Here is a 26340-nt window from a genome sequence, read left to right as displayed (position 1 = left end):
GCAGGCTGTTAGTAAGCCGCTAAGGTACAATTTTACAAATGGCTGCAATGACCGTTTACTTTATACCGGGATTAGGTGCTGATAAGCGTGTGTTCAAACATATTCAGTTGCCACCCGGCTATTCTATTGAACATATCAACTGGTTGCCTCCGGAACAGGGAGAAAGCCTGACGCATTATGCTGCACGACTGGCAGCAATGATTCCGGATAAAGATCCCTTTTGCCTGGTGGGACTATCCTTCGGTGGCATGCTTGCAACGGAAATCAGTAAGTTTCGTCATCCCGAAAAAACGATTTTGATTGCCAGTATTCAGTCGCCACAGGAACTGCCTTTTTATTTTCGATGGGCAGCGCCATTGAAATTGCATAAAATACTTCCTATCGGTCTGTTTCAGCAGGCATCTATTGCGAAACGCCTCTTCACTACAGAAACCAGTGAAGACAAAGAACTCCTGCGAAAAATTATTCGCGAATCCGATCCTGCCTTTTTACGCTGGGCGATGGGCGCTATCCTGGAATGGAAAACAGAACAACCAATTGGAAAAATTTATCATATACATGGCACAAGTGATCGTTTGTTGCCCATTCGGTATACCCATCCAACCCATCTGATACCAGGAGCCGGCCACCTGATGGTGATGAACCGGGCGCCTGAAATCAATCAGACCCTGGCTGCGATTTTGGCAGGGAATAAATAGCTGGATTTTGCATGCCTCATCCGGCTATATTTGCGGTCCGAAACTTGTGAATATGGATCCAAAATATGTTAGTGTAATCGCGCAGAAATTATCCCTTTCCATAAAGCAGGTAGTGAATGTATATGAACTGCAGGAGGAAGGGGCTACTGTTCCTTTTATGGCAAGGTACCGGAAAGAAGCAACCGGTAACCTCGATGAAGTAGTTATTACTTCTATTGTAGAAGAAATCGCCTATTTCAAAGACCTGGAGAAAAGAAAGGAAACCGTACTGAAAACAATCGACTCACAGGGGAAACTGACACCGGAATTATCTGCAAAAATTGTAGCCTGTATCAATGCTACGGAACTGGAAGATATTTACCTGCCGTATAAACCCAAGCGAAAAACAAGAGCCAGCCAGGCCATTGAAAAAGGACTGGGACCTTTGGCCGACTGGATTTGGGAACAGCAGTCCGGCAGTCCGGAAGCTGCTGCACAGGCTTATGTAAAAGAGGAAGTGAAATCAGCCAAAGATGCTTTACAGGGTGCAAGAGATATCATTGCAGAACGCGTGGCTGAAGACCAGCAGGCAAGGACTGCCATCCGGTCTTTGTTTGAAACTTCTGCCATCCTGGTTTCACGCGTGCTGAGTTCTAAAAAAGAAGAAGCAGATGCACAGAAATACCGGGATTATTTTGAGTTCTCTGAGCCACTTTCCAAATGCCCTTCCCACCGGATCCTTGCGATTCGCAGAGGTGAAAAGGAAGGTTATCTGCTAATGGATATCAATATTGAAAAAGCCATAGCGGTACCTGAACTGGAAAGATTATTTGTAAAAAACAACAGTGAAGCTGCCGAAGAAATCAGGCTGGCGATTGCAGATAGTTTTGATCGTTTGCTAAAGCCATCCATTGAAAATGAATTCCGGTTAACAACCAAAAATGCGGCTGATGAAGAAGCCATCCAGGTATTTGCAGAAAACCTGCGACAGCTTTTGCTGGCCTCTCCGCTGGGTTCCAAAAGAGTACTGGCACTTGATCCTGGATATCGTACCGGTTGTAAACTGGTATGCCTGGATGAACAGGGCAATCTGATTCATTCCAGCACCATTTACCCGCATCCGCCACAGAATGAATGGCAGAAAAGTGTAGACACTATCAAACAATTGGTGAAGCAGTTTGGAATTGAAGCAATAGGTATAGGGAATGGAACTGCCGGAAGAGAAACTGAAACATTGGCAAGATCTATTGATTTTGGAAAACCTGTAAGTGTATTCCAGGTGAATGAAAGTGGTGCCTCCATTTATTCTGCATCAGAAGTGGCCCGCGAAGAATTTCCTGATTACGATGTTACTGTTCGGGGTGCAGTAAGTATAGGAAGACGTTTACTGGATCCGTTAAGTGAATTGGTAAAGATTGATGCCAAATCAATTGGTGTAGGACAATACCAGCACGATGTAAACCAGTCGCGTTTGAAAGAGAGCCTGGATCGTGTAGTAGAAAGCTGCGTGAACCATGTGGGTGTGGATTTGAATACAGCCAGCAAACATTTGCTGATGTATGTATCCGGACTAAGTGCCACACTTGCTAAAAACATTGTGGAGTATCGCCAGAAAAATGGTCCGTTTAAATCAAGGGAAGAATTGAAAAAGGTGAGCCTGATGGGCCCCAAAACCTTTGAGCAATGCGCCGGTTTTTTGCGTATACGCGAGGCCGTTAATCCACTTGATAACAGTGCCGTGCACCCGGAAACTTATCCAGTGGTGGAATCCATGGCAAAGGACCTGAATTGCAAAGTGAAAGACCTGATTGAAAAAGCTGAATTGCGCCGGCAGATCAACCGGAAAAAATACATTTCAGAAACCATTGGTGAATTCACGATTGAAGATATTCTGAAGGAATTGGAAAAACCGGGACGTGATCCACGTGCACCAATTGAAGAGTTTCGTTTTGATGACAGTATCAAAACAATGGAAGATGTAAAAGTGGGCATGGTAGTGCCGGGCATCGTAACCAATATTACCAAGTTTGGTGTGTTTGTGGATATTGGTGTAAAACAGGATGGATTGATTCATATTTCCCAACTCAGTGATACCTATGTGAGTGATCCTGCAGAAGTGGTGAAATTGCAGCAGAAAGTGAAGGTAACAGTGACAGAAGTTGATCTTGCCAGGAAACGAATTGGTTTGTCGATGAAGACGGGAGAACGGAAGATGGGGGAAAGGAAGATGGAGGAAAGGAGAGGGGGAGAAAGGAAGACGGAGGAAAGGAAGAAGGGGCCGGAGCCGGTGAATGATTTCCAGGCGAAACTGAATGAATTGAAGAAGAAATTCAAATAACAATACCACTTTAAGGTGATGGGGAAAACACCCCTTCCGGGGGTGTTTTTTCTTCATGTTCTGTTCATATGGAAGCACTAAGTTTGCATTTCAACCTTGTGCTATGTTAGTTTACCTTTTTACCCCACCTCCGCCGGCATTGGAAAAAATGCTGTATCCTGTTCTGCCGGCCTGCCTGCTTTTGTTGGTACTGCTGGTTCTGGCAGTCATCATTTCTGTAAGCATTAAAAACAAAATGAGAGCCCAAAGGTGATTGCGTTGTAAGTTTACCGGTCAAACGGGCAAGTATGTCGCAGGTTTTATTTGAAGACGGTCAGTTTTACCGGGATGATAAATTATTGATAGGAGCCAATAGCCGGGCCATCCGGTATGGAGATGGATTGTTTGAAACAATGAAAGTCAACAAGGGCAGTATTCAACTGGCCGACTGGCATTTTGAACGACTGTTTTCAGGGCTGGCGCTCTTACAATTTGAATGCCCTTCCTATTTTACTCCTGCCTATCTGAAGGATAAAATACTGCAACTGGCCCATCGTAATGGTCATAGCAACCTGGCAAGGATTCGGCTCATGATCTTTCGTGGAAATGGAGGACTGTATGATACGGTCAGTCATTTTCCCCATCATGTAATTCAGTGCTGGTCGCTGCCTCCTGCCAATCACCAGTGGAATGAAAATGGCCTTGTTTTAGGAATTCACCGAACTGCACATAAAACAATGGATCTGTTGGCAAATACCAAGTCCAACAATTACCTGCCCTATGTACTCGGGGCCCTCGAGGTGAAAAAAGAAAAGTGGAATGATGCAGTGGTACTGAATGCTGTAGGAAGAGTGGCCGACTGCACTATCGCGAATCTCTTTTTGGTAAAAGAAGGAGTGCTCTATACACCTGCAGCATCCGAAGGCCCGGTGCTGGGCATCATGAGGCGATATATGCTGGATTATTGCAGGAAAGCAGGATTGCCTTTTAAAGAGACAACTATCAACGAAGAAGATCTGCAACAGGCAGATGAAATTTTTCTTACTAACACCAGCTATGGCATTCGCTGGGTAGGAAGCCTGGGCGACAGGAAATATGCAAACAGCTTTAGTGCCCGCTTGTACAAGGAAGCCATCCAGCCGCTCTTTCATCCAAAAAATTAGTTGAACCAAGCATAGAATTGCTTGTTAATGCTCTAAATTCCATTTATGGCTGCAGGCAACATCGCAATTTTCTGGTTTCGCAGGGATCTCCGTCTGGAGGACAATGCAAGTTTGTATCATGCCCTGCGTTCGGGATTGCAGGTTCAGCCGATATTCATTTTTGATTCCAATATCCTGGATGACCTGGAAGATAAAGCCGATAAACGTGTCTTGTTTATTCATCAGGCCCTGGAGCAAATCCAGGCTCAATTGGTGGGATTGAAATCCAGCCTGGATGTGCGCCACGGTAAACCGATGGAAGTATTTACCCAGCTTCTCAGTGAGTATAAAATTGCAGCAGTATATACCAATCATGATTACGAACCCTATGCCAGCGAGCGTGATGCAGCAATAGCAGCCATGTTGAAAGAAAAGGGTATTGCATTTCATACCTTTAAAGACCAGGTGATTTTTGAAAAGGAAGAAGTAGTGAAGGATGATGGTAAGCCTTATACCGTATTCACTCCTTATTCAAGAAAATGGAAAGCCAAGCTGAATGCTTTCTATCTCAAATCCTATCCGACTGCCGACTATTTTAATGGGTTTCATAAACGCAGTCCCAAAGCCTTACCCAGCCTGGAAGACATCGGTTTTTCAGCTGGTTCATTTTCTTTTCCGGATCCTGAGCTGGATCCGAAAATTGCCAAAAAATATACAGAACAACGCGACTTTCCTGCTGTTCGTGGAACCAGCAGGCTGGGTGTACACCTGCGATTTGGTACCATCAGTATACGACAGCTGGCGAAGCAGGCAACTCAGTTGAACGAGACATATTTGAATGAATTGATCTGGCGGGATTTTTATCATATGATCCTCTGGAATTTCCCGCGGGTAGGCAAGGGGCTCTCCTTCAAACCGGAATACGATCAGATCAAGTGGCGGAACAATGAAAAAGAATTTGCCGCCTGGTGCGAGGGGCGTACTGGTTATCCAATCGTGGATGCGGGCATGCGGGAATTGAATACCACCGGTTATATGCACAACCGGGTACGCATGATTGTAGCTTCTTTTCTGACGAAACACTTGTTGATTGACTGGCGCTGGGGCGAGGCTTATTTTGCGAAGAAGTTGCTTGACTTTGATCTGGCTGCGAACAATGGAGGCTGGCAATGGGCAGCAGGAAGTGGCTGTGATGCAGCTCCTTATTTTCGAATTTTCAATCCATATCTGCAAACCAAGAAGTTTGATCCGGATGGAGCCTATATCAAAAAATGGGTGCCGGAATTAAATGAGTTGACCTATCCCCGGCCAATTGTGGAGCATGAACTCGCAAGAAAACGTTGCCTGGATACTTATGCAGCAGCAATCCGTTCGTAGGTAGCCTCCAGCACGGAGACTGCTTTTTTACCTGTTTCGCCCAATGAAAGAGAATACTCATTCACATAGAGATTGATGTGCTTGCGCATCACTTCCTCACTCATTTCCTGTGCATGGTTTTTCACAAAGGAGGAGAGTTCAGGGTAGTTAGACCAGCTATATTGTATACTGGACCGAATCCACTGGTTCAATTGCTCATCCATTGCTGCCGGAAGATCTTTTCGAATGATAATGCCTCCCAGTGGTACCGGGCATTGCAATTTGGATTCCCAATAGGCACCCAGGTCGAGCAGCTTCACCAGGCCCTTCGCTTCGTAAGTAAACCGGTTTTCATGAATGATAACACCTGCATCTGCCTTTCCGGATAAGACGGCTTCTTCAATTTCATGAAAGATGCCAAAGTCTTTGTTTTGCGCATCTGGAAAAGCAAGCGAGAAAAGTAGGTGAGCGGTAGTGTTTCTGCCAGGCAGGGCGATGCGCTTCAGGTGAATGTCTTCGAGCGCAATAGGCTCTCTTGCAATCAGGAGCGGACCAACACCAAATCCAAGTGCTCCCCCGGCGTCCAGAAGTCTGTACTGGTGCTTCACCTGCGGCCATACCCCATAGCTTATTTTACTGATCGGATACCTGCCTTCCAGCGCCCATTCATTCAGGGTTTGCACATCTTCCAGCACCACCTCAAATTGCTGTCCACCAGTATCAATCTTGCCATTTACCAATGCATCAAATATGAAGGTATCATTCGGGCAGGGCGAAAATGCTATGGTAATCGGTTTGCTCATTTTTTCTGGTTCATTATCTTTTCAGGTTTCGTCTCTTTTGTCTCCCGTCTCCTTTGTCTCCCGTCTCCTTTGTCTCCCGTCTCCTTTGTCTCCTCTTCCTTGCCTCCCGTTTCCTTTGTTTCCTCTTCCATTCTCCTTTGCCTCCTGTTCCATTCCTCCTTTCTTCCTTTTCTCCATCTTCCATTCTCACGTCTCACATCTACAGCGCTTCCAACAACCTCACCAACACCTTGTTCAAATTCTCAATGGCCAGAGGAAGATCCCACTGTTTTTTGTTGCGCACTCCAACCGTATTGGAGATGCTTCTCAATTGCATGAAAGGAATATTCTCCTGCAGGCATACATAATGAAAGGCAGCCCCTTCCATGGATTCAAGCGCGGGCTGGTAGGCATCCTGGTAGGACTGGATCCTTTTTTTTGAAGTGGAGATTTCATTCACCGTGATGGCATTCACCTTTTTAAGCCGGCTTCTTTTCAGCAGGGTGGTATTCGGGTTGGTCAGCCAGGATCTCTTATAAGGTGCTTCATTCGGATTGGCCAGTCCCAGCTCAAATAAGTTCGCAAATCCCTGTTTTTCAACAGCTCCCATGTCTGCAATGATTTCTTTCTGAACCGCGTAAACAGTCCCGGCTGGTACTGTTGGGTCAAAACTGCCAGCTACCCCAGCCTGTATGATCAACTCGGGACGTTTATGCTGGAGGTAACGCGTCAGGGCATAGGTGGTGGCAACGGAGCCTACCCCGGTTATCAGGATATCCACATCAAAATCTATATGAATCAGTTTGTCTGTCTCAGCCAGGTGTTCTGTAAAAGGAGTGATTTCGGCGGCAGTGGCCGCGACCAGTAAACAATGCATTCCTGAATAGTTTGCCGCAAATGTCGGGATTCCTGATAAATCCTGCCGAATGACTAGCTTTGTAAGGCAATCAGACCAGCTTTTTATCAATTTCTGAACAAATTGAATTCTGTTCTGTTAAACTTTCCAGCAACAATTATTAAACAGGTTGGAGATGTCAAACAAAGTGGCCGTTTACAGGAAGGAACATTTTAATGCAGCACACAGGTTGTTTCGGGCTGATTGGGATGATGCACAGAATTTTTCGGTTTTTGGCAAATGCAGTTACCCTCATTATCATGGGCACAACTATGAATTAGAGGTTAAAGTGCTGGGTGAGCCTGATCCCGTGACTGGTTTCGTAATTGACATGAAGCAGTTGTCGGATATCATTAATCGCGAAGTCCTTCAGGTGTTTGATCATCGCAACCTGAACCTCGACACACCTTATTTCAAAGAGAGAAACCCAACCGCTGAAAACATAGCGATCGTGATCTACGAATTGTTGCGACCACATATAGATCCGAAACATGAACTGGGTATCCGGTTGTATGAGACGGCAAGGAATTTTGTGGACTACCCGGGGAAGTAAGATGTGAGACGTCAAACGTGAGATGTGAGAAGGGGGCATTCAAATTAAATTCAAAAACACTAAAAAATGGCATATCAAAAAGTTGAACAGTACGAAGACAAAATAACCTCCGGACTGATCGAAAATTATCGCGAATCGCTGGCTTTATTAGGAGAAGATCCTGAACGTGAGGGGTTGCTAAAAACTCCTGAACGTGTTGCAAAAGCGATGCAGTATCTCACCCAGGGTTACCAAATGGACGCGAAAGCCATCCTCGAATCTGCCAAGTTTCATGAAGATGTTAGTGAGATGATCATCGTGAAAGATATCGAGCTGTTCAGCATGTGCGAACACCATATGCTGCCCTTTTTTGGTAAAGCGCATATCGCGTATATCCCCAATGGTTATATCACTGGTTTGAGTAAGATTGCCCGCGTTGTGGACGTTTACAGCAGAAGACTGCAGGTGCAGGAGAGACTTACCTCACAAATTCTGAATGCTATTAAAGAATCACTCAATCCTATTGGTGTAGCAGTTGTTATCGAGGCCAAACACCTCTGTATGATGATGCGGGGTGTTCAAAAACAAAACTCTGTTACCACTACCTCTGCTTTCTGGGGAGAATTTGAAAAATCAGAAACCAGGAGTGAGTTCACAAAATTGATTTCGTCCAAACTGAGCTGATCTGATTATTTTTGCGGTATAACTAGAACCGCCTATATGAAGCATGCTTATGTTTTTCCCGGACAGGGATCTCAGTTTCCGGGAATGGGTAAAGAGCATTATGAAAACAGTGCCTTTGCTAAGAAGTTATTTGAACAAGCCAATGAAATTCTTGGCTTTCGTATCTCCGACATTCTTTTTACTGGTACTGATGAAGACCTCAGACAAACCAAGGTTACTCAGCCTGCTGTATTCCTGCATTCAGTAATTGCCTATAAAGGTATTGAACAGAACAGGCCGGATATGGTTGCCGGACATTCACTGGGTGAGTTTTCCGCATTGGTGGCGAATGGCGTATTGAATTTTGAAGATGGTCTTCAACTTGTTTCGATTCGCGCCCTCGCTATGCAAAAAGCCTGTGAGTTGCAACCTTCCACTATGGCTGCCGTACTCGGATTGGATGATGCAAAAGTTGAAGAAGTCTGCGCCCGCGTGCAGGAGGAGTCCGGTGAAATTGTAGTGCCTGCCAATTATAATTGTCCTGGTCAGTTAGTGATCAGCGGTTCTGTAAAAGGAATCGAACTGGCCTGCGAATCAATGAAAGCAGCAGGAGCCAAACGCGCACTGGTGTTGCCTGTTGGTGGTGCTTTCCATTCTCCTTTGATGGAGCCCGCACGGCAGGAATTGAAAGATGCGATCGAAGCGATGAAATTTCAAACGCCTGTTTGTCCCGTTTACCAGAATGTGGTTGCAAGAGCCGTTATTGATAAAGATGAAATCAAACACAACCTCATTCAGCAATTGACAGGAGCTGTTCGCTGGACACAAAGTGTGCAGGCGATGATCCAGGATGGCTCTTCCAGGTTTACGGAAGTGGGTCCGGGTAAAGTGTTGCAGGGATTGATTGGCAAGATTGATAAGACGGTTGCGGTGGATGGAATAAGCTGAGGCATGGAAGAGGAGACAGAGGAGACTGGAGACAAAATAATTCCGCCATAGTGAATGCCACCGGTTCGGTGCTGTTCACTATGGCGGATTTTCTTTTTATACTGAGATAGAACAGTTGACCCATTCATGGCCAAAGGTGGCATTGTATTTTTTATAGAAATTGATAGCAGGTTCATTCCATTCCAGCACCTGCCAAACAATTCCGTTTAATCCTTTTTCTTTCGCTTCTTCTATCAATCGGTCGAATAATAATTTCCCAACTCCTTTGCCACGCATCGCTTCGGTTACCAGGATATCTTCCAGGTACATGCGTTGTCCCTTCCAGGTGCTGTACCGGATATAGTACAACGCAAATCCCTGCACTACTCCATTTTCTTCGGCTACAAATGCCCACCAGACTGGCTGGTCGCCAAATCCACTTTTGGTAAAATGCTCCAGGGTTACTGTAACTTCTTCCGGCGCTTTTTCATAGAGGGCCAGTTCATTAATTAACTCGAGTAAACGCGGACAGTCAGATTCAACCGCTCTTCGTATAGTGATCATCGTTATAGTTTAATTGATTATTGTAATGCCTGTTCCAGATCCGTCAGGATGTCTTCGATGTTTTCAATTCCCACACTCATGCGGATCAATCCATCTGTAATACCATAGGATTCTCTTTCAGCCTTTGGTACTCCAACATGCGACATAGATGCCGGGTGAGATACCAGTGTATCCAGCGTGCCTAATGACACAGCCCTGGTGCAAAGCTGTAATCGGTTTATAAAGCGAACACCTGCTTCAATGCCTCCTTTCACTTCGAAACTAAGCATGCCACCAAAATTTTTCATCTGTTTTTTAGCGATGGCATGATCCGGATGCGATGGCAGTCCCGTAAACATAACTTTCTCCACCTGCGGATGTTTTTCCAGGTACTCAGCAACCACCATGGCATTGCTGCAATGTCTGTCCATGCGTAATTCGAGTGTTTTCATTCCCTGGATCAAGAGGTAACAATCAAAGGGATTTGCATTGCCGCCCAGTAATACATGCCATTTCCAGACTTTGGTTTTCATGAACTCAAGATCCCTTCCTAGTAAAACGCCACCAATTGCAGAACCATGACCGTTTAAGTATTTGGTGGTGGAATGAAACACAAAATCGACTCCGGGATATTTGAAAGGTTGCTGCAGATAGGGACTTGCAAATGTGTTATCAACCGAAACCAAGTATCCTTTCTGTTTTGCCATCTCACTAATCAGGCTGATGTCCACACAACTTAGGGTTGGATTGGCAGGCGTTTCGATATGAACCAGCCGGATGCCAGGTGTTTCCATTGCTTTCGCCGCCAGCTCAGGATTGCGTAAATCGGCAACAATGATTTCGATTTGATGCTCTTCCACAACTTTGGTCAGCAATTCCTGGGTGCCACCATATAAGGAAAAATGTGTCAGGATTTTATCACCCGGTTTGCAGGTAGATAAAAACAGGGTGGACATGGCCGCTTGTCCGCTTGCATGCAACAAGGCTTTCAGCTGAAGGGGATTGCCATCCTGCCCGGTAATTCCATGTGCTTCCAGGGCAGCGATTTTTTGTTCTGCCACTTTAAAACCAGGGTTGCCAAGTCTGGTATAGATCTGCGTTTTGTCTTCACCGGCAAATCGCTCCATGCCCTGCTCAGCGGTATCGAAATAGAAAGTGGAACTTGCATAGATCGGTGTGATATGGGAATACATAGGGTCAGGTTCATTTCCGCCATGAACGGCTACCGTGCTGCTTCCTTTCATCTTAAAATCTTTACTCGACATATGTGAATCAGGCTTTAATTTTAGTAAAATTAACTGAAAACCATGAAGACCCTTTTACTGGAATATGCCACTTATCATATTTGGGCCAATGAACAACTGTATGGCTGTATCAAAAACCTGAACGAAGAGAGCTGGACAAAGGAGGTAACCAGCAGTTTTCCGTCCCTGTTAAAAACACTCTTGCATATGTGGGATGCTGAATCACTTTGGTGGCAGCGGATCCAGGGTAAAACGGAAATGTTTATCCCCAGTAAAAACTTTCATGAACATCCGTTGAAGGGAGCAGAAGCCTTGCTGATGCAGGGCCATGTTTGGAAGGAATGGCTGGAATCAAAGTCTGAAGCAGAATTAAATGAGGTTTTTCCCTACACCAATCTGAAGGGGCAGTCCTATGAAAGTTCCTATACGCATCTCCTGATGCATTTATTTAACCATGGTACCTATCACCGCGGTCAGCTGGTAACGATTTTACGGCAGCTTGGAGTTACCGATATCCCGGCAACCGACTTTATTGTGTGGTCGAGGGGACTGAAAAAGTAGTGCCGTATTTTCGTAACTTACGGAAAGCAAATTGAGTGTTATGAAAGGGGGATTTTTCCGGGTATGGTTGCTGTTGCTTGTTGCCGGCAATTTTTGGTGGGAGGAAGCAGTTGCACAACGATTCGACTGGCGAAGCCGGATTGATGACCTTGTGTATAAGGCGGATAGCTTATCCCTGGTTTCACAACAAACCTTTCATATTCAAAAATTCCTGTCAGACGATCGACCTATTCGGGAAACCTGGCATTATACCGTTTCCGAAGGAAGGGTGGTGATTTTTGAGATACATTATTTCGTGGATACCATAGAATACCTGGAGGTTTATTATCTCGACCGCGACCAGGTGGTTTGTACCGAACAATATGTAATCGAATATCCTGCACAGCAGGATGACCGAATCAGATGGGGAGCAGTCAGGTTCTTTCAGGGGCCATCAGTAAAACAATTTGTGACCATGGGGACTGTTCCTGATGAATACAGCCGCCTTTCTTCCTATGATTTATGGTCGCGGTTTAAATCCCGCTACCGAGAGCTCACTGCCCAGCGAACCCTGCAGGAAAAAAATACCAAAGGCGCTATCTTCGCGCCATGACAGGAATTGATGCAGTTACGCTGGAAAAAGCCATCGTTCATAAAGTAGGAAATCCGACCCGCGGGGAAGCATTGCAACTTTCGCCCAACACGCTTACGCTTAATGATGAAATTGTACGTGGATTATTAACCCGCTATTTCCTGGCACCTTTCAATGAACACGATGTATATCATTTTACACATATCAGCGATCTGGAGCTGAATGATGTATACCAATATGCCAAAAAGATCTTTGATGATCCCGGCAGTTTTCAGAAAGTGGCTGCGTTCCTGGCGCAGTTGCTCTATCAGAAATCCACGCATGCTAGAGTAAAGGAAGGGGAATTGTATGTGGTGTTATTTGATAAGTTGTTAGTGGAGGGGGAAGAAAAGAAAGCATTGGGCTTATTCAAATCTGAAACCAAGGAAACCTTCCTGAAAGTGTTTTCGCATGCGGGTGGCTGGGAGTTGGCGGCAGAGGACGGTATCAATATCAATAAGCTGGATAAAGGTTGTCTGATTATCCGGGAAAATGAAGCGGAAGGGTATAAAGTGCTGGTGGTGGATACTACCAATAAACAGAACGATACCCAATACTGGATCAGTGAGTTTCTGCAGGTACAGCCTTATACGGATAGCTACCACCATACCAACCAGGCATTGGGACTTTGCAAACTCTTTATTGAAAAAGAATATGCAGAGAAATTTGAAGTAAGCAAATCCGATCAGATTGATTTGCTGAATAAGTCGATGGATTATTTCAAGTCGAAGGAACAGTTCAATCTCCAGGAATTTGCGGATGAAGTGATTCATCACCCCGATGTGGTGGACAGTTTCATGGATTATAAACGACATTTTGAAGCCAATCGCAACTATGTGATTGATGAAGAATTTGATATCCACCTGGCCGCTGTAAAGAAACAGCAGAAAGTATTCAAATCAGTGCTCAAACTCGACAAGAACTTCCATGTGTACATCCATGGTCGCCGCGACCTCCTGGAACGCGGTTATGATGAAACGGTAGGCAAGAAGTATTACAAGTTGTATTTTGATGAGGAGGCATGAAGCAGGGAAGATGGAGGAATGGAAGATGGAGGAATGGAAGATGGAGGAATGGAAGAGGAAACAAAGGAGACAAAGGAGACAAAGGAGACAGAGGAGACGGGAGACAAGGGAGGCATGGAATATTGGCATAGGAAGTTGGTGGGAAGGAGGCATGGAAGAAATATGGGAACTGTTTTCTGATGAATTTTATGGTTACCTATAGGTGACATTACATAGGGTTAATGATGGCTATATGCGACATTTAAAATGCTGATGAAACCATACCAGGGAGTCTGACCACCTGATTTTATAGAGATGCTATAAATTACTTTAAGTATAGCTTAAACTAACCTGGAACTGTTCATTGTGCCTGTGGAGTATATTGGCGTGGTTGCAGAATGGTTCACTGGTGCTTCACTGGTGGTTCAATAATAGTGAAACAATAGTGCGGGAGCGGTTGAGATTGACTGACTGGTTAGAGAAAAGAGGCCGAATGGACGGAGAAAATTACCCGAAAGGAAAGGAAAGGTGAGACGTGAGATGTGAGACGTGAGATGTGAAAATTAGTGAAATTAAAAAAGGTGAAAGGGGCGTACCTCTTTCACCTTTTTTAATTTCCCGTCTCCCTTCTCCTCTGTCTCCTGTCTCCATGCTCACATTTTCCACTTCACCAAGGTCGCGCCCCAGGTAAACCCACCTCCAAATGCAGCAAACACCAACAGATCATCTTTTTTCAGCTGATCCTGCCATTCCCATAAACAGAGCGGAATAGTAGCTGCGGTGGTATTTCCATAGCGCTGAATATTGATCATTACTTTGTCCTTATCCAATCCCATGCGTTCAGCAGTGGCATCAATGATACGCAGGTTGGCCTGATGGGGCACCAGCCATGCGATATCGGCACCAGTCAGGTTGTTTTTTTCCAGCAGGTCGGCGCTGATATCGGCCATCCCTTTTACTGCAAACTTGAAAACAGTCTTGCCTTCCTGGAAAGCAAAATGTTCGCGGTTGGTAACTGTTTCGATTGTAGCAGGATACGCCGATCCGCCTGCTTTCATGTTCAGGAAATGGCGACCACTTCCATCGGTTCTAAGCAGACTGTCCAGGATTCCATATCCTTCTTCATCCGGTTCCAGCAACACTGCGCCGGCGCCATCGCCAAACAAAACACAGGTATTACGATCGGTATAATCTACAATGGCACTCATTTTATCGGCACCCACAACCACCACATTTTTGTACCGGCCACTTTCAATATACATGGCTCCTGTAGTGAGCGCGAAAAGAAAGCCTGAACAGGCCGCACTCATATCATAACCCCAGGCATTCACGGCACCAATCTTGTCGCAAACAATGTTGGCAGTAGCCGGGAAAACCATATCGGGAGTAACAGTTGCTACAATCAGACAGTCGATTTCTTCGGGTTTCATCCCTCTTTTACTAAGCAGGTCCAACACAGCAGGTACTGCCATATCGGAAGTTGCTTTGCCTTCACCACGTAAAATTCTTCTTTCGGAAATGCCTGTTCTGGTGCGGATCCATTCGTCGTTGGTGTCAACCATTTTCTCGAGGTCAGCATTGGTTAACTTATCCTCGGGAACAAAACCGCCTACGGCTGTAATGGCGGCTGTAATTTTTTTGGTCATGCGTTTAATTTCAAAAGCGGCACAAATTTAGGGGTAATAGTTTATTTTGCAGCCTATGATCGCTTTTCTCAAGGGGAATTTCACGCTTCTTACACCCACTTTTGTTCATATTGATGTTCAGGGAGTTGGATATGAGGTCTTTATATCGTTAAACACATATGGTGAAATTCAGGGTAAAACCCAGGGGTTGCTGTATACCCATCTCCAGGTTCGGGAGGATGCCCACCTGCTGTATGGATTTGCCACACCGGCCGAAAAAGATATGTTTTTGCAGCTGCTGGGGGTGAATGGAGTAGGGGCTTCCACTGCCAGAATGATGCTCTCTTCCCTGAAACCGGAAGAAATTTCAAGGGCCATTATCCAGGGAAATGCGAAACAATTGGAGTCTGTAAAAGGAATTGGCAAGAAATCTGCAGAGAGAATAATTCTCGAACTTCGGGATAAATTCACCAAGCAGTCGTTGGATCTAAATAATTCAGTGTCAATAGGCAATACCGCCGAAACCGATGCGTTAAATGCTCTGTTGGCACTTGGAATTGCTCGTCCGGCGGCAGAAATCGCACTCCGTAAGTCTATGCAACTACATCCAGGTTCTGACAAAGTAGAAGAAATTATCAAATCAGCACTTAAAAACCTCTAAGCCTATAGCAGGAGTTCTACCTAACTAATTACCTGGGAAAAAACTGTGGGCATTCTTCGTATGCAATGTGGGCGTCTCCTACTGATCATTTCTATGATCCTGGCATTTCTTTGCCCGGGATTGGCTGGATACTCACAGCAGGATTCTACAAGCAATCCGCAAGACACAGTTCCTAATGTTCCAGTAATAAAAGCTCCAGACACCCTACGCTTTCCCCTGGAAGACCGCCGCGCAGAACCAGGCATCCGGAAAAATCCTTTCGACCTGAACGATCCTTCGAATATTAATAAAACCGTTGAGTACGATCCGGTTACCCGGCAGTATTTCATCGTCGAGAAAATTGGTGATAAATACTACCGGACACCAACCTACATGACTTTTGAGGAGTACCTCCGGTACAGGGCAGCCATCCAGGAACGTGATTATTTCCGCCAGCGGGCAGATGTGCTGAGCAGCCTGAACAGAAAAAACATCAAACCCAAACTATCGGTTTCCGAATCTTTCTTCAACCGCATCTTTGGCGGCGGCAAGGTAGATGTACGGCCCATGGGGAATGTTGACATCATCGCCGGCTACCAGGGACAAAATATCAAAAACCCAACTCTTCCTGAACGAGCCCGGAGAAATGGTGGTTTCGACTTTGACATGAATGCCAACCTGAGTGTGCTGGGGAATATTGGCAATAAAATGAAATTGCCTATCACCTATAACACCCAGGCCAATTTCGATTTTGAAAACCAGCTCAAGCTGGACTATACCGGCGGCCCGGATGAAATCATCAAACGCATCGAAGCAGGGAATGTATCTTTTTCAACCAAGGGTTCTTTGATTCCAGGAGCGCAATCCCTTTTTGGTATTAAAACCCAACTGCAGTTTGGTAAATTATTTATTACCGGTATCCTGGCCAACCAGCGTGCACAAAGACAATCACTCGGTTTGGTTGGAGGTGCTGCCACCACCAACTTTGAATTTAAAATCAATGATTACGAAGAAAACCGGCACTTCCTGATGTCGCAATTCTTCCGTAAAAATTATAACAGGGCGATGGGCAGTTTGCCTGCTGTGAATTCCCTCGTGAATATTCTGCGCCTCGAAGTTTGGGTTACCAACCGGAATGGAGCAACTACCGAAACCCGTGATATCGTAGCACTGGCCGACCTCGGGGAACGTTTTCCTTTTAATTTCCCAACCCCGGTAACGCCTGACTCTTTGCCATCCAATACAGTGAATGGTTTGTATCAGGCCCTGGTTTCTGATCCCGCCAGCAGAAGGTCAGCAACCGTTACCGGCAAACTGGGTAGTTTGGGTTTACGCCCCGTACAGGATTTTGAGAAAACCTTTGCGCGGAAACTCGGTCCCAATGATTATTATTTCAACCCGCAGGTTGGTTTCCTATCCCTGAACCAACCCCTTCAACCGGATGAGGTTTTAGGTATCGCGTTTCAGTATAGCTACAATGGAAAAATCTACCAGGTAGGTGAATTCTCGCAGGATGTACCACCCGATACCACCGCCATCATTGCAGGTAATCCCAAAGTGCTTTTCCTGAAAATGCTGAAAGCAACTTCGCAACGTACCACCCTGCCCATTTTTGACCTCATGATGAAAAACGTGTATGCACTGCGTACGCGGGATGGAGGTTATATCTCAAGTGTGCAGCCGGCTGATTTCAAACTCAACGTATTATATGAAGAGCCCAGTCTGGGTACCAAACGCTATCTGCCTGAAGGTCCCAGAACCGGCATACCTCTTATTACAATCTTAAACCTCGACCGCCTTAATAATAACCGGGATCCCCAACCCGATGGGGTCTTTGACTATATTGAAGGCTTTACCGTGATCTCCAACCAGGCAAGAATTATCTTTCCTTTCCTGGAGCCTTTTGGTCGCGACCTCGACAGTGTTGCCTTCCAGGGGGTGCCACAGGAAATCAAGGATAAATATCTCTTCCTTCCTCTCTATGATACCATTAAGGAGATCGCCAAAACCTATGCGAACCTTGATCGTTTCATCATTAGTGGTACAGCAAAGGGACAGGCAACTTCTGATATCCCGCTGGGAGCATTCAATGTGCCGCAGGGATCGGTTACTGTTACCTCTGGTGGCCGTACCCTCGTAGAAGGTATTGATTACATGGTGGATTATAACCTGGGTTCCGTGAAGATCATCAACCAGGCAATTCTCAATTCCGGCATTCCGGTACAGGTGGGTTTTGAGAACAATGCCACATTCGGTATACAGCAACGAAATTATATGGGGGTCCGGTGGGATTATATGGCCATCAATACAGTGAAGGAATCTTTTACAATCGGGGGACAAATTGTACGATTGGGTGAGCGCCCCTTTTTCACGAAAATGAATTACAATGAAGATCCGATCCGAAATACCATGTACGGGTTGGATTTCAGTTACAGAGCAGAAGCACCCCGACTAACCCGATGGCTGGATAAAATTCCGTTTTACAAGACCACGGAAATGAGTACCATCACTGCCTATGGTGAGGGCGCTATTCTGAAACCGGGTCACCCACCACAAATCGGTAAGGGAGAGAGCGGACTTATATATGTAGATGATTTTGAAGGCACCCGAAACAGTATTGATCTTCGCTTTCCGCTGATCAACTGGACCCTGGCTTCCACGCCCCAGGGAAATGGATTGTTCCCCGAAGGAGAACTGAGTGATTCATTGGCCTATGGGTATAATCGCGCCAAACTGGCCTGGTATAATATTGAGCCCAACCTGCAGGATCGAAGGGCACCTAATAACCCGCTGACGTCCTTTTTCCCAAATGATTATTTCCTGGACCCCAAGATCCGCGCGGTAACACAAAACCAGTTATTTCCTGCGCGAACACCTGATTTTGGAACCGCCCAACTGATCACTTTTGACCTGGCTTATTACCCGAGAGATCGTGGTCCGTATAACTTTGATGCAAGACCGGGAAGTGTAAGTGCCAATGGTAAACTGCTCAACCCCGAACAACGATGGGGTGGTATCATGCGCGGGTTGGACCAGGTAGATTTTGAAACCGGCAACGTGGAGTTCATTGAATTCTGGATGCAGGATCCTTTCCTGGATAACCCAAACAGCAATGGTGGTCAACTCTATTTCAACCTGGGTAATATTTCAGAAGATGTGCTGCGCGATGGTCGCAGGTTTTTTGAAAATGGTTTACCAACTCCCAACATCCAGGCAACTGTAGATTCAAGTGGTACCTGGGGAAATACACCGAACAACCCGATCCAGGTAACAACTGCCTTTAGCAATGACCCAACCGACCGCCCCTTCCAGGATGTCGGTTTCGATGGTTTAGATGATGATGCGGAACGCAGAAAATTCAATGCTTACCTGAATCAACTGGCTGCTAATTTTGGAACCAACTCGCCCGCGTATCAACAGGCATTAGCGGATCCTGCGAATGACAACTTCCGCAATTATCGGGATGAGTTTTACAATAACCCCGGGGGAGATATCCTGGCGCGTTATAAAAACATCAACAACCCGCATGGCAACTCACCCATCGCGGCAGCGAACTCAACTGTAACAACAGCTTTCACTTTGTATCCAGATCAGGAAGACCTGAACCGCGATAACACCCTGAATGAACTGGAAGAATATTTTCAGTACCGCGTGAACCTGCGTCCGCAGGACCTGGTAGTGGGACAGAACTATATTACGGATGAACGCATTATTGCAGGTGAAGGTCCTCAGCGTAAGTGGTATCTTTTCCGGATTCCAATTGCTGAGTATGAGCAGAAAGTGGGAAATATTCCAGACTTTAAATCGATTCGTTTTATCCGAATGTTCCTGACTGGTTTTGAAGATTCGGTAGTAACCCGATTTGCCAAACTGGAGCTGGTGCGCAACCAATGGCGCCGCTTTGCTTTTGAACTGGATACAACAGGAACCTATAAGCCATTGCCGGCGAATGCGCCTACCGAATTCAATGTGCTGGCAGTGAATGTGGAAGAGAATGGTTCCCGTCAACCGGTGAACTACCTGATACCTCCTGGCATTCTGCGCGTTCAGCAATTAAGTAATAACAACGTCAACATTCTGCAGAACGAACAGGCCATGAGTATGAAGCTCTGTAATCTGCCAAGCAGGGATGGCCGCGGGGTATTCAAAACGATGAACCTGGATTTGCGTCAGTATGGTCAGATGAGAATGTTTGTGCATGCGGAAAGTGTGGTTGGTTCTCCTGCCGTGCAGGACAATGCGCTATCTGCAGTGATCCGGATAGGAAATGATTTCGTTGGCAACTATTATGAAATTCGCATACCCCTGAAGGTTACACCATTCGGACGTTATACAGATTCGCAGGCGGATATCGTTTGGCCACAACAAAATGAATTGAACTTATCTATACAGCGATTGATCAACCTGAAGCTGAGCAGGAATAATTCTACCCAGACCAACCTCTATTATTCTGAAACAGATGAAGATGGAAAAACCTATGCCATCTTTGGTAACCCGAACCTGGGTGAAGTGAGAGGTATGTTCCTTGGTATTGTGAACAACTCCGGAGCGCCTGTATGTTCCGAGGTATGGTTCAACGAATTGCGTTTGTCATCACTGGATGAGAGTGGCGGTTGGGCTGCTACCGGCCGGGTTGATATCAAACTGGCGGATCTGGGAACCGTTTCTTTGTCAGCTGCTGCACGCAGTATCGGGTTTGGTAACCTGGAGCAGCGAGTGAATGAAAGGAGTCGCGAAAACTTTACACAGTTTGATGCGGCCACCAACCTGGAGTTGGGCAAACTCCTTCCTGAAAAAGCAGGTGTGAGTATTCCAGTTTATGCTGGTTATTCTCAAACTGTATTGACACCGGAGTATGATCCCTACGACCTGGATGTAAAACTGAAAGACAAGCTGGATGCTGCCAGTGGCGCCGACAGGGATTCCATTCGCAAAGAGGCGGTGGATGTAACCACAACTAAAACTGTCAATTTCACCAATGTTCGAAAACTGAATACCTCCGGTAAGAAACAGAAAGTGTATAGTGTGGAGAATTTTGATGTGAGTTATTCATATACCAAGGTGGAAAGATTCAGTCCCCTGATTGAATCAGAAGAGATGGCCAAACATCGTGCGGGATTGGGTTACAATTATGTAGGCACTCCAAAATATTGGGAGCCCTTCAAGAAAAAATTCAAGGGACCTTCCAAATGGTACGACCTGGTGAAAGAGTTTAATCTGAACTATGCACCGTCCTTATTAAGCTTCCGGGCAGATGTAAACCGGCAGTTTGGAGCCATTCGTCCGCGTAATGTGGGAGGCCCTAAAGGCATCATTCCCGAAACCTACGACAAGTACTTCACCTTTGATCGTTATTATAATTTACGCTGGGATCTTACCCGGTCGCTTAATATTGATTTTACAGCAGTCAACCGGGCAAGGGTAGACGAAGATTCAGGCAGACTGGATCAGAGAGAACGCCGTCGGATGTGGCAATTGTTCTGGAGGGGCGGACGTAATACCACCTATGATCAGTCGGCCAATATAACCTATACCTTACCAACTGCAAAGGTTCCGCTGCTCGACTGGACCACAGTGAGAGTTGGTTATACCGCCCGTTACAACTGGCTGACTGCTTCGCAGGATGAGTTTGCCAAGAGCCTGGGGAATTTTATCTCCAATGGACAGGAGAAAAACATGGCAGCTGAACTGGATTTCACCAGGTTGTATGCAAAATCCAGGTGGTTGCGTGCCATCGACTGGGATGCGCCAAAACCGGATAAATCAAATGCGAAACCTGCTCCGGATACGGTTCGAAATAAGAGAGGAAAATTGAAAATCAAGAGAGATCCGAATGACTTGCCGGAGATTGGAACTGTTGTAAAAATTGTAGGAAGAATCATCACTTCAGTGAAGCGGGTAAGTGTGCAATACAGTGAAACAGGATCCACATCACTGGCGGGATATACAGACAGTACCAAATTCCTGGGCATGAATACCCGTTCCACTGCTCCGGGTTGGGGATTTGTTTTTGGTAAGCAGCCGGATACATCCTTCATCAATGATTTCGCGCGAAGGGGACTCATCACCAATAACCCCTTATTAAACAACCTGAACCGGCAGGACTTTAACCAACGGTTAAGTATAACCGCACAATTAATGCCGGTACGGGATCTGATGATTGACCTGAACCTGGATAAGTCTTTCGGAAAGAATTATTCTGAATTATACAAAGACACTGTGGGCAATGGAAGTTTTGCAAGACTGAGTCCTTATGTAGCAGGCTCCTTTAACGTGAGTTATATTTCCTATCAGACCCTGTTTGGTAAATTCCAGCCGAATGAGGTAACGGAAACCTTCAAACGCTTCCAGGAGAACCGGATCATTTTGAGTGAACGCAATGCAACCAAGAATCCTTACTGGCAGCAATTGGATCCTACAGAACAGTTTCTTTCCGATGGATTCTATAAGGGGTATAGTCGGTATGCCCAGGATGTATTGATTCCTTCCTTTATTGCAGCTTATACTAATAAGGATCCGAGATCTGTTTCTTTGATTGAACAGGATAACAGCAGTGTGCGATCCAATCCTTTCCGCAATATTATGCCCAAGCCCAACTGGCGGGTAACCTATACCGGACTAACCAGGATACCGGGTATGGAGAAAACCTTTACCAATGTAACACTGACGCATGCGTATAACAGTAACCTCAGCATGAACAGTTTCAATAACAACCTGCTTTTTGCGGATCCGCTGGCATTGAATGCGCCTGGTTTTATTGATACGGCCACCGGTAACTTTTATCCTTATTTCCTGGTTCCGAATATTTCTATTTCAGAAGCATTTGCTCCCTTCCTGGATATTGATATGCAATTCACCAACCAGCTCACCCTGCGCTTTGAATACAAAAAGAGCCGGCAGCTGAGTCTGAGTTTGATTGACTTCCAGTTGAGTGAAGCGCGTTCGGAAGAATTTACGCTGGGAGTAGGCTGGAGAAAGAGAGGCGTGAACCTGCCTTTCAAGGTGAAACTGCCTGGAAGCAAACAGGCCTCCAAGGAATTGTCAAATGATCTGAATATGCGATTGGACCTGGGCTTACGGGATGATGCAACCGCCAATAGTCGCCTCGACCAGGAAGCCGCCTTGCCTACAGCCGGTCAGAAAGTGATTACCATTTCACCTTCTATTGATTATGTCCTGAATAACCGGGTGAACCTGCGACTCTTTTTTGACCAGCGAAGAACCATTCCTAAAATATCTACCTCGGCTCCGATTACCACCACAAGGGCCGGATTGCAGATCCGGATTTCCCTGGCTCAGCAATAATTTTTTTTGAGGGGGGTGTAACAATCTGCTATTGCCTGTATCAAAGTGGAAAATAAATTCCATGAAATCGATACTTATAGCAATTGCAGTTGTTTTTCAGGTTGCCACAGCGCTGGGTCAAACACCCTCCATACAGGTTGAAAAATCAGGAAAAGGAACACCGGTGATTTATCTGCCGGGATTTGGTTGTCCGGGCCGTATCTGGAAGGAGACAGCAGCCTTTCTGGGCAAAGGCTATAGTGCTCATTTTGTTACCTATGCCGGCTTTGATGGTACAGCGGCCATCGACACACCCTGGTATTCAGCAGTGAGAGATGGATTGGTTGATTACATAAAAAGCCAAAAGCTGAAAAAAGTACATTTAGTTGGGCACAGCATGGGAGGCAACCTGGCAACTGATCTGGCGGCGCTTCTTCCGGATAGGGTAACCAAGGTTGTACTGGTGGATGCCATTCCCTGTATGAGGGAGGTGATGATGCCAGGAGTGAAAGCGCAGCAGATCCAGTATATTAGTCCGTATAATAAACAGTTATTGGAAATGCAGGCGGAACCTTTTAAAAAAATGGCTGCAGGTATGTCGGCCAACATGACCCAGTCGAAGGAAAAAGCAGACAGCATTACCAGCTGGATGTTGAAAGCTGACCGGAAGGTATATGTATTCGGATACACTGACCTGTTGAAACTGGATCTGAGACCTGTACTGCCATCTGTTAAAGCGCCGGTTCTGATACTTGCCGCAGGCTTTCCTAACAGGGAGGTAATTGAAAAAAATTATATCAAACAATACGAAGCGTTATCAAACAAAGAAATTCTGATAGCAGATAAAAGCAGGCATTTTATCATGTTTGATGAATTTGAATGGATGGCTCGTAACATACAACAGTATTTTTCCAAATGAGCAGACAGTTCAGCGATTTATTTGATCAGTTGTACAGGGATTATGCTCCCATGGTAAAGCAGGTCTGTACTGGTTTTTTGAACGGTGATCGGGCACTTGCTGAAGATCTTGCCCATGATGTTTTTATCAATGTCTGGAATGCCTTATCAAAATTCAGGGGTGAAGCCAACTACAAAACCTGGATCTACCGGATCACCGTAAATAGCTGTTTGCAATATTTACGAAAACCGGGAATGAAAGCTGGTCTGGCTCCTGAACAACTTGAAAATATAAGGGATCAGGATACAGAAGCAACAGCAAAAGGGAAGGAGCAGGTTAGCGAGTTGTATCGTGCCATCGGACAGTTGGAAGAAGTAGACCGGCTTATAATCATGATGGTGCTGGATGAGCTCGAGTACGATCAGATCGCTTCGGTTATGGGTATCAGTGAGGCGACACTCAGGGTTAAAATTCATCGGATTAAACAACGAATAAAAAAAATTCTAAGCCATGCAGGATGAATTATTTGAATTGAAACAGTCCTGGAAGAAGGAACAATCAGATGCAAAAGAATCAATGCATACGGATTGGTCAAAACAGGCAACAGCCAAAAGAAATGCGAGTCTTGTTTCACAGTATGCTACTATTGTGATACTGAGTTGCACGGTGCTGCTTATCTATTTGTTCCTGGTGCGCTGGTATCCGTATTCAACAATTGCTGGCAAAACAGGAGTAGGACTGATGATTGGTACCCTGCTCATCAGGATTCTGATTGAAGTATTCAGCATACGGAAAGCAAGAAGTATTAAAACCTGGTTGTCTGCAGAAGCTTATACAAAAGCAACCATTAACTATCGTAGCTTCAGGAAGTTTGTACATGGACCGGTAACGATATCAATAGTAGTTATTTACCTGGTTGGTTTCTATTTGCTGATGCCTGAATTCAGCCGGCATGCTCCATTGTGGTTAACGGTTTTATGTTGTGCAAGTGTTCCCCCCGGGGCATTTATAATGATTCATCAAATCCGTAAAGGAATCAAAAAAGAAATGGCTATTCTGCAGGATTGGATCAAACTGAATTCAATGTTGGACAGTTAGTAATAACCACATTAGGGTATTGTTCAGGGGATATTTAGTAGTTAGTTTTGTGGTATAGCTAAGCTAAAAATATTGCAGGACGGTTGGTTTAACTAAAGAGGCCAGGATTTAATCCAGGCCTCTTTAGTTTTTATTTGCCAGTGGTGGCAGTTCTTTTATCGGTTCGTTTGAATAACATCACATATCCGCAAAGGTCCTTTTGTTTGTTGTTAATCTGGACGGGCTTGATGATATGATATTCACTTGCTACCGGTTCGTAGGTGAAGTTTATGACGTTGGCTGAGGGATCCTTTTTCAGATTTTTCCGGTAGATCACCATTTTCTCCATGTAGTCGTACATGCGTACTTCATGCAACCTGGATTCCGGGTTTCCCACATATACAAAACTATACCATTCTCCCTGGGTAAGGGGAACGATGATGGGCATTTCATACTGACTTTCCATCTGCATGCTGGCTTCCCTCATCAGGGAAAACCCATGTGCAGAATAATACCGTTTTAAACTGTCTATTTGGTGCTGGACCGACTGGGTCTGGCAGGTTTGTTGCCGGATCAGGTCCTGAGCCTGGGTAGTGCCGGTTAAGGCAATGGCCGCCAAGGTGAGGGCAGAAAAAATAAGGTTTTTCATCCTAACAGTTTTCATTTATCATATCGCTACCATGGTTGGTGGACTATTTAATTACCACAAAAACCAGGCTGGATTTGAAGAGGGTTTGGAATTCCAGAAATAAACGTCAGGATGGGGCTGCTATTGTAACACCGGATGGTTTTTTATTCCTTATGGAAGAGATAGGCATTGGCCTGAGCAGTACAGGTAATTTCCAGATCGTTGATACAAACATGGGCGGGCTGGCTGGCACAGAACCAGATAGTTTCCGCAATGTCTTCAGGATCAAGGGGTTTAAAACCATTGTAAACAGCTTCGGCTTTTTCCGAATCCCCTTTAAAGCGCACAATGGAAAACTCGGTTTCTGCGGCTCCCGGATGAATGGCGGTAACCTTGATGCCATGCCGGAGTAAATCTACCCGCATGGACCTGGACAGGGCATCCAGCGCATGTTTGGAAGCACAGTACACATTGCCTTTTTCGTAAATCTCCTTACCAGCTATGGAGCCCATATTGATGATATGGCCTTTTTTGTGCACGATCATATGGGGCAGGACAGCGCGGGTGATATAAATAACTCCTTTCAGGTTGGTATCGATCATGGTTTCCCAGTCGTCCATGTCGGCTTCTTCAAAATAGTCTCTTCCCAGGGCCAGCCCTGCATTATTGATCAATAAATCGATCTTCTTCCAGTTATCTTCCAGGGTTTCTATTTGCTGGAAAACTGTTTTCTTATCGCGTATATCAAATACCAGCAACCGGCATTTCGTGCCGAACATATTGTGCAGTTCAGTTTCCAATGCCTGCAGCCGATCTCCTCTCCGGCCTGTTAAGATCAGATCATATCCTTTTTCTGCCAGTTTTCTGGCGGTTGCCCAGCCAAATCCGGAGCTGGCACCGGTGATCAATGCAATATGTTTCATGTAAAAAGTCCT

Annotated in this window: 24 protein-coding genes; 16 read left to right on the top strand and 8 right to left on the bottom strand. The window is 45.5% G+C overall.

Annotated features, from left to right (window positions below; all coding sequences use genetic code 11):
* Window positions 1–38 precede the first annotated feature (38 nt).
* From L0U88_RS04770 to L0U88_RS04755, 4 genes are all read left to right on the top strand, one after another.
* Window positions 39–698: an alpha/beta fold hydrolase gene (locus L0U88_RS04770; protein WP_234864469.1), complete on the top strand. Its 660-nt coding sequence runs from the start codon at window positions 39–41 to the stop codon at window positions 696–698.
* Between the two features lie 52 nt (window positions 699–750).
* Window positions 751–3015, top strand: a complete 2265-nt coding sequence (locus L0U88_RS04765) for a Tex family protein (protein WP_234864468.1) — start codon at window positions 751–753, stop codon at window positions 3013–3015.
* 287 nt (window positions 3016–3302) lie between these two features.
* Window positions 3303–4157: an aminotransferase class IV gene (locus tag L0U88_RS04760; protein ID WP_234864467.1), complete on the top strand. Its 855-nt coding sequence runs from the start codon at window positions 3303–3305 to the stop codon at window positions 4155–4157.
* 45 nt (window positions 4158–4202) lie between these two features.
* The gene (locus L0U88_RS04755; protein WP_234864466.1) at window positions 4203–5513 is read left to right on the top strand and encodes a cryptochrome/photolyase family protein; all 1311 of its coding nucleotides are present in this window, start codon (window positions 4203–4205) and stop codon (window positions 5511–5513) included.
* On the opposite strand, the gene L0U88_RS04750 is transcribed toward L0U88_RS04755, so the two are convergent.
* Genes L0U88_RS04750 through mqnB form a run of 3 tightly spaced genes read right to left on the bottom strand, consistent with a single transcriptional unit; the run spans window position 5489 to window position 7151 of the window.
* Entirely contained in the window at window positions 5489–6295 is an 807-nt protein-coding gene (locus tag L0U88_RS04750; protein WP_234864465.1) for a 1,4-dihydroxy-6-naphtoate synthase, read from the bottom strand. The genes L0U88_RS04755 and L0U88_RS04750 overlap by 25 nt on opposite strands.
* Window positions 6292–6492, bottom strand: a complete 201-nt coding sequence (locus L0U88_RS04745) for a hypothetical protein (RefSeq protein WP_234864464.1) — start codon at window positions 6490–6492, stop codon at window positions 6292–6294. Before L0U88_RS04745 ends, L0U88_RS04750 begins: the two co-directional genes overlap by 4 nt.
* A gap of 2 nt (window positions 6493–6494) precedes the next feature.
* The gene (gene mqnB / locus L0U88_RS04740) at window positions 6495–7151 is read right to left on the bottom strand and encodes a futalosine hydrolase (protein WP_234864463.1); all 657 of its coding nucleotides are present in this window, start codon (window positions 7149–7151) and stop codon (window positions 6495–6497) included.
* Window positions 7152–7305: 154 nt separating this feature from the next.
* On the opposite strand from mqnB, the gene L0U88_RS04735 reads away from it, so the two are divergent.
* The 3 genes from L0U88_RS04735 (at window position 7306) to fabD (ending at window position 9312) form a co-directional block, all read left to right on the top strand.
* A complete protein-coding gene (locus L0U88_RS04735; protein ID WP_234864462.1) occupies window positions 7306–7722 on the top strand; it encodes a 6-pyruvoyl trahydropterin synthase family protein in 417 nt (138 codons plus the stop codon).
* Between the two features lie 66 nt (window positions 7723–7788).
* Window positions 7789–8385, top strand: coding sequence for a GTP cyclohydrolase I FolE (gene folE, locus L0U88_RS04730; protein WP_234864461.1), 597 nt, complete (start codon window positions 7789–7791; stop codon window positions 8383–8385).
* Window positions 8386–8421: 36 nt separating this feature from the next.
* Window positions 8422–9312, top strand: coding sequence for an ACP S-malonyltransferase (gene fabD, locus L0U88_RS04725; RefSeq protein ID WP_234864460.1), 891 nt, complete (start codon window positions 8422–8424; stop codon window positions 9310–9312).
* A 96-nt stretch (window positions 9313–9408) separates the two neighbouring features.
* Here the strand turns inward: fabD and L0U88_RS04720 are convergent, their stop codons facing one another.
* Window positions 9409–9855 (bottom strand): GNAT family N-acetyltransferase, encoded by a 447-nt coding sequence (locus L0U88_RS04720; RefSeq protein ID WP_234864459.1) that lies wholly within the window; start codon window positions 9853–9855, stop codon window positions 9409–9411.
* A gap of 17 nt (window positions 9856–9872) precedes the next feature.
* Window positions 9873–11099 carry a trans-sulfuration enzyme family protein gene (locus L0U88_RS04715; protein WP_234864458.1) on the bottom strand — a complete coding sequence of 409 codons (1227 nt, stop codon included), beginning with the start codon at window positions 11097–11099 and terminating at the stop codon, window positions 9873–9875.
* Window positions 11100–11141: 42 nt separating this feature from the next.
* Between L0U88_RS04715 and L0U88_RS04710 the strand changes: the two genes are divergently transcribed.
* The 4 genes from L0U88_RS04710 to L0U88_RS04695 are packed head-to-tail and all read left to right on the top strand — an operon-like array spanning window position 11142 to window position 13454.
* Window positions 11142–11639 carry a DinB family protein gene (locus L0U88_RS04710; RefSeq protein WP_234864457.1) on the top strand — a complete coding sequence of 166 codons (498 nt, stop codon included), beginning with the start codon at window positions 11142–11144 and terminating at the stop codon, window positions 11637–11639.
* Between the two features lie 40 nt (window positions 11640–11679).
* Window positions 11680–12231 carry a hypothetical protein gene (locus L0U88_RS04705; protein WP_234864456.1) on the top strand — a complete coding sequence of 184 codons (552 nt, stop codon included), beginning with the start codon at window positions 11680–11682 and terminating at the stop codon, window positions 12229–12231.
* A complete protein-coding gene (locus L0U88_RS04700; RefSeq protein ID WP_234864455.1) occupies window positions 12228–13274 on the top strand; it encodes a nucleoid-associated protein in 1047 nt (348 codons plus the stop codon). The genes L0U88_RS04705 and L0U88_RS04700 overlap by 4 nt, the downstream gene beginning before the upstream one ends.
* Before the next feature lie 18 nt (window positions 13275–13292).
* A complete protein-coding gene (locus tag L0U88_RS04695; RefSeq protein WP_234864454.1) occupies window positions 13293–13454 on the top strand; it encodes a hypothetical protein in 162 nt (53 codons plus the stop codon).
* Window positions 13455–13906: 452 nt separating this feature from the next.
* On the opposite strand, the gene L0U88_RS04690 is transcribed toward L0U88_RS04695, so the two are convergent.
* On the bottom strand, window positions 13907–14899 hold the full coding sequence (locus L0U88_RS04690) for a beta-ketoacyl-ACP synthase III (protein WP_234864453.1): 993 nt from the start codon (window positions 14897–14899) through the stop codon (window positions 13907–13909).
* Between the two features lie 55 nt (window positions 14900–14954).
* Between L0U88_RS04690 and ruvA the strand changes: the two genes are divergently transcribed.
* The 5 genes from ruvA (at window position 14955) to L0U88_RS04665 (ending at window position 24798) form a co-directional block, all read left to right on the top strand.
* A complete protein-coding gene (ruvA, locus tag L0U88_RS04685; RefSeq protein ID WP_234864452.1) occupies window positions 14955–15539 on the top strand; it encodes a Holliday junction branch migration protein RuvA in 585 nt (194 codons plus the stop codon).
* Between the two features lie 93 nt (window positions 15540–15632).
* Entirely contained in the window at window positions 15633–22823 is a 7191-nt protein-coding gene (gene sov, locus L0U88_RS04680) for a T9SS outer membrane translocon Sov/SprA (protein WP_234864451.1), read from the top strand.
* 61 nt (window positions 22824–22884) lie between these two features.
* A complete protein-coding gene (locus L0U88_RS04675; protein WP_234864450.1) occupies window positions 22885–23721 on the top strand; it encodes an alpha/beta fold hydrolase in 837 nt (278 codons plus the stop codon).
* On the top strand, window positions 23718–24221 hold the full coding sequence (locus L0U88_RS04670; RefSeq protein ID WP_234864449.1) for an RNA polymerase sigma factor: 504 nt from the start codon (window positions 23718–23720) through the stop codon (window positions 24219–24221). The genes L0U88_RS04675 and L0U88_RS04670 overlap by 4 nt, the downstream gene beginning before the upstream one ends.
* The gene (locus L0U88_RS04665; protein ID WP_234864448.1) at window positions 24211–24798 is read left to right on the top strand and encodes a hypothetical protein; all 588 of its coding nucleotides are present in this window, start codon (window positions 24211–24213) and stop codon (window positions 24796–24798) included. The genes L0U88_RS04670 and L0U88_RS04665 overlap by 11 nt, the downstream gene beginning before the upstream one ends.
* A gap of 130 nt (window positions 24799–24928) precedes the next feature.
* Here L0U88_RS04665 and L0U88_RS04660 read toward each other — a convergent pair whose 3' ends face one another.
* Both L0U88_RS04660 and L0U88_RS04655 read right to left on the bottom strand, forming a co-directional pair.
* The gene (locus L0U88_RS04660; protein ID WP_234864447.1) at window positions 24929–25426 is read right to left on the bottom strand and encodes a hypothetical protein; all 498 of its coding nucleotides are present in this window, start codon (window positions 25424–25426) and stop codon (window positions 24929–24931) included.
* Window positions 25427–25569: 143 nt separating this feature from the next.
* Complete coding sequence (locus tag L0U88_RS04655; RefSeq protein WP_234864446.1) at window positions 25570–26328, bottom strand: SDR family NAD(P)-dependent oxidoreductase; 759 nt, start codon at window positions 26326–26328, stop codon at window positions 25570–25572.
* Window positions 26329–26340: the final 12 nt, after the last annotated feature.

The sequence above is a fragment of the Flavihumibacter fluminis genome, from assembly GCF_021491375.1.
Taxonomy (GTDB): Bacteria; Bacteroidota; Bacteroidia; order Chitinophagales; family Chitinophagaceae; genus Flavihumibacter; species Flavihumibacter fluminis.
This window is presented reverse-complemented; position numbering and strand designations above follow the sequence as displayed.

What these genes read in the sequence shown, in the direction of transcription:
- L0U88_RS04735 (WP_234864462.1), top strand. Translation starts at nt 7,306, where the DNA reads ATGTCAAACAAAGTGGCCGTTTACAGGAAGGAACATTTTAATGCAGCA.
- mqnB (WP_234864463.1), bottom strand. Translation starts at nt 7,151, where the DNA reads ATGCATTGTTTACTGGTCGCGGCCACTGCCGCCGAAATCACTCCTTTT.
- ruvA (WP_234864452.1), top strand. Translation starts at nt 14,955, where the DNA reads ATGATCGCTTTTCTCAAGGGGAATTTCACGCTTCTTACACCCACTTTT.
- L0U88_RS04700 (WP_234864455.1), top strand. Translation starts at nt 12,228, where the DNA reads ATGACAGGAATTGATGCAGTTACGCTGGAAAAAGCCATCGTTCATAAA.
- L0U88_RS04660 (WP_234864447.1), bottom strand. Translation starts at nt 25,426, where the DNA reads ATGAAAAACCTTATTTTTTCTGCCCTCACCTTGGCGGCCATTGCCTTA.
- L0U88_RS04720 (WP_234864459.1), bottom strand. Translation starts at nt 9,855, where the DNA reads ATGATCACTATACGAAGAGCGGTTGAATCTGACTGTCCGCGTTTACTC.
- sov (WP_234864451.1), top strand. Translation starts at nt 15,633, where the DNA reads ATGATCCTGGCATTTCTTTGCCCGGGATTGGCTGGATACTCACAGCAG.
- L0U88_RS04755 (WP_234864466.1), top strand. Translation starts at nt 4,203, where the DNA reads ATGGCTGCAGGCAACATCGCAATTTTCTGGTTTCGCAGGGATCTCCGT.
- fabD (WP_234864460.1), top strand. Translation starts at nt 8,422, where the DNA reads ATGAAGCATGCTTATGTTTTTCCCGGACAGGGATCTCAGTTTCCGGGA.
- L0U88_RS04760 (WP_234864467.1), top strand. Translation starts at nt 3,303, where the DNA reads ATGTCGCAGGTTTTATTTGAAGACGGTCAGTTTTACCGGGATGATAAA.
- L0U88_RS04655 (WP_234864446.1), bottom strand. Translation starts at nt 26,328, where the DNA reads ATGAAACATATTGCATTGATCACCGGTGCCAGCTCCGGATTTGGCTGG.
- L0U88_RS04750 (WP_234864465.1), bottom strand. Translation starts at nt 6,295, where the DNA reads ATGAGCAAACCGATTACCATAGCATTTTCGCCCTGCCCGAATGATACC.
- L0U88_RS04710 (WP_234864457.1), top strand. Translation starts at nt 11,142, where the DNA reads ATGAAGACCCTTTTACTGGAATATGCCACTTATCATATTTGGGCCAAT.
- L0U88_RS04715 (WP_234864458.1), bottom strand. Translation starts at nt 11,099, where the DNA reads ATGTCGAGTAAAGATTTTAAGATGAAAGGAAGCAGCACGGTAGCCGTT.
- L0U88_RS04695 (WP_234864454.1), top strand. Translation starts at nt 13,293, where the DNA reads ATGGAAGATGGAGGAATGGAAGATGGAGGAATGGAAGAGGAAACAAAG.
- L0U88_RS04690 (WP_234864453.1), bottom strand. Translation starts at nt 14,899, where the DNA reads ATGACCAAAAAAATTACAGCCGCCATTACAGCCGTAGGCGGTTTTGTT.
- L0U88_RS04765 (WP_234864468.1), top strand. Translation starts at nt 751, where the DNA reads ATGGATCCAAAATATGTTAGTGTAATCGCGCAGAAATTATCCCTTTCC.
- L0U88_RS04705 (WP_234864456.1), top strand. Translation starts at nt 11,680, where the DNA reads ATGAAAGGGGGATTTTTCCGGGTATGGTTGCTGTTGCTTGTTGCCGGC.
- L0U88_RS04770 (WP_234864469.1), top strand. Translation starts at nt 39, where the DNA reads ATGGCTGCAATGACCGTTTACTTTATACCGGGATTAGGTGCTGATAAG.
- L0U88_RS04675 (WP_234864450.1), top strand. Translation starts at nt 22,885, where the DNA reads ATGAAATCGATACTTATAGCAATTGCAGTTGTTTTTCAGGTTGCCACA.
- folE (WP_234864461.1), top strand. Translation starts at nt 7,789, where the DNA reads ATGGCATATCAAAAAGTTGAACAGTACGAAGACAAAATAACCTCCGGA.
- L0U88_RS04665 (WP_234864448.1), top strand. Translation starts at nt 24,211, where the DNA reads ATGCAGGATGAATTATTTGAATTGAAACAGTCCTGGAAGAAGGAACAA.
- L0U88_RS04670 (WP_234864449.1), top strand. Translation starts at nt 23,718, where the DNA reads ATGAGCAGACAGTTCAGCGATTTATTTGATCAGTTGTACAGGGATTAT.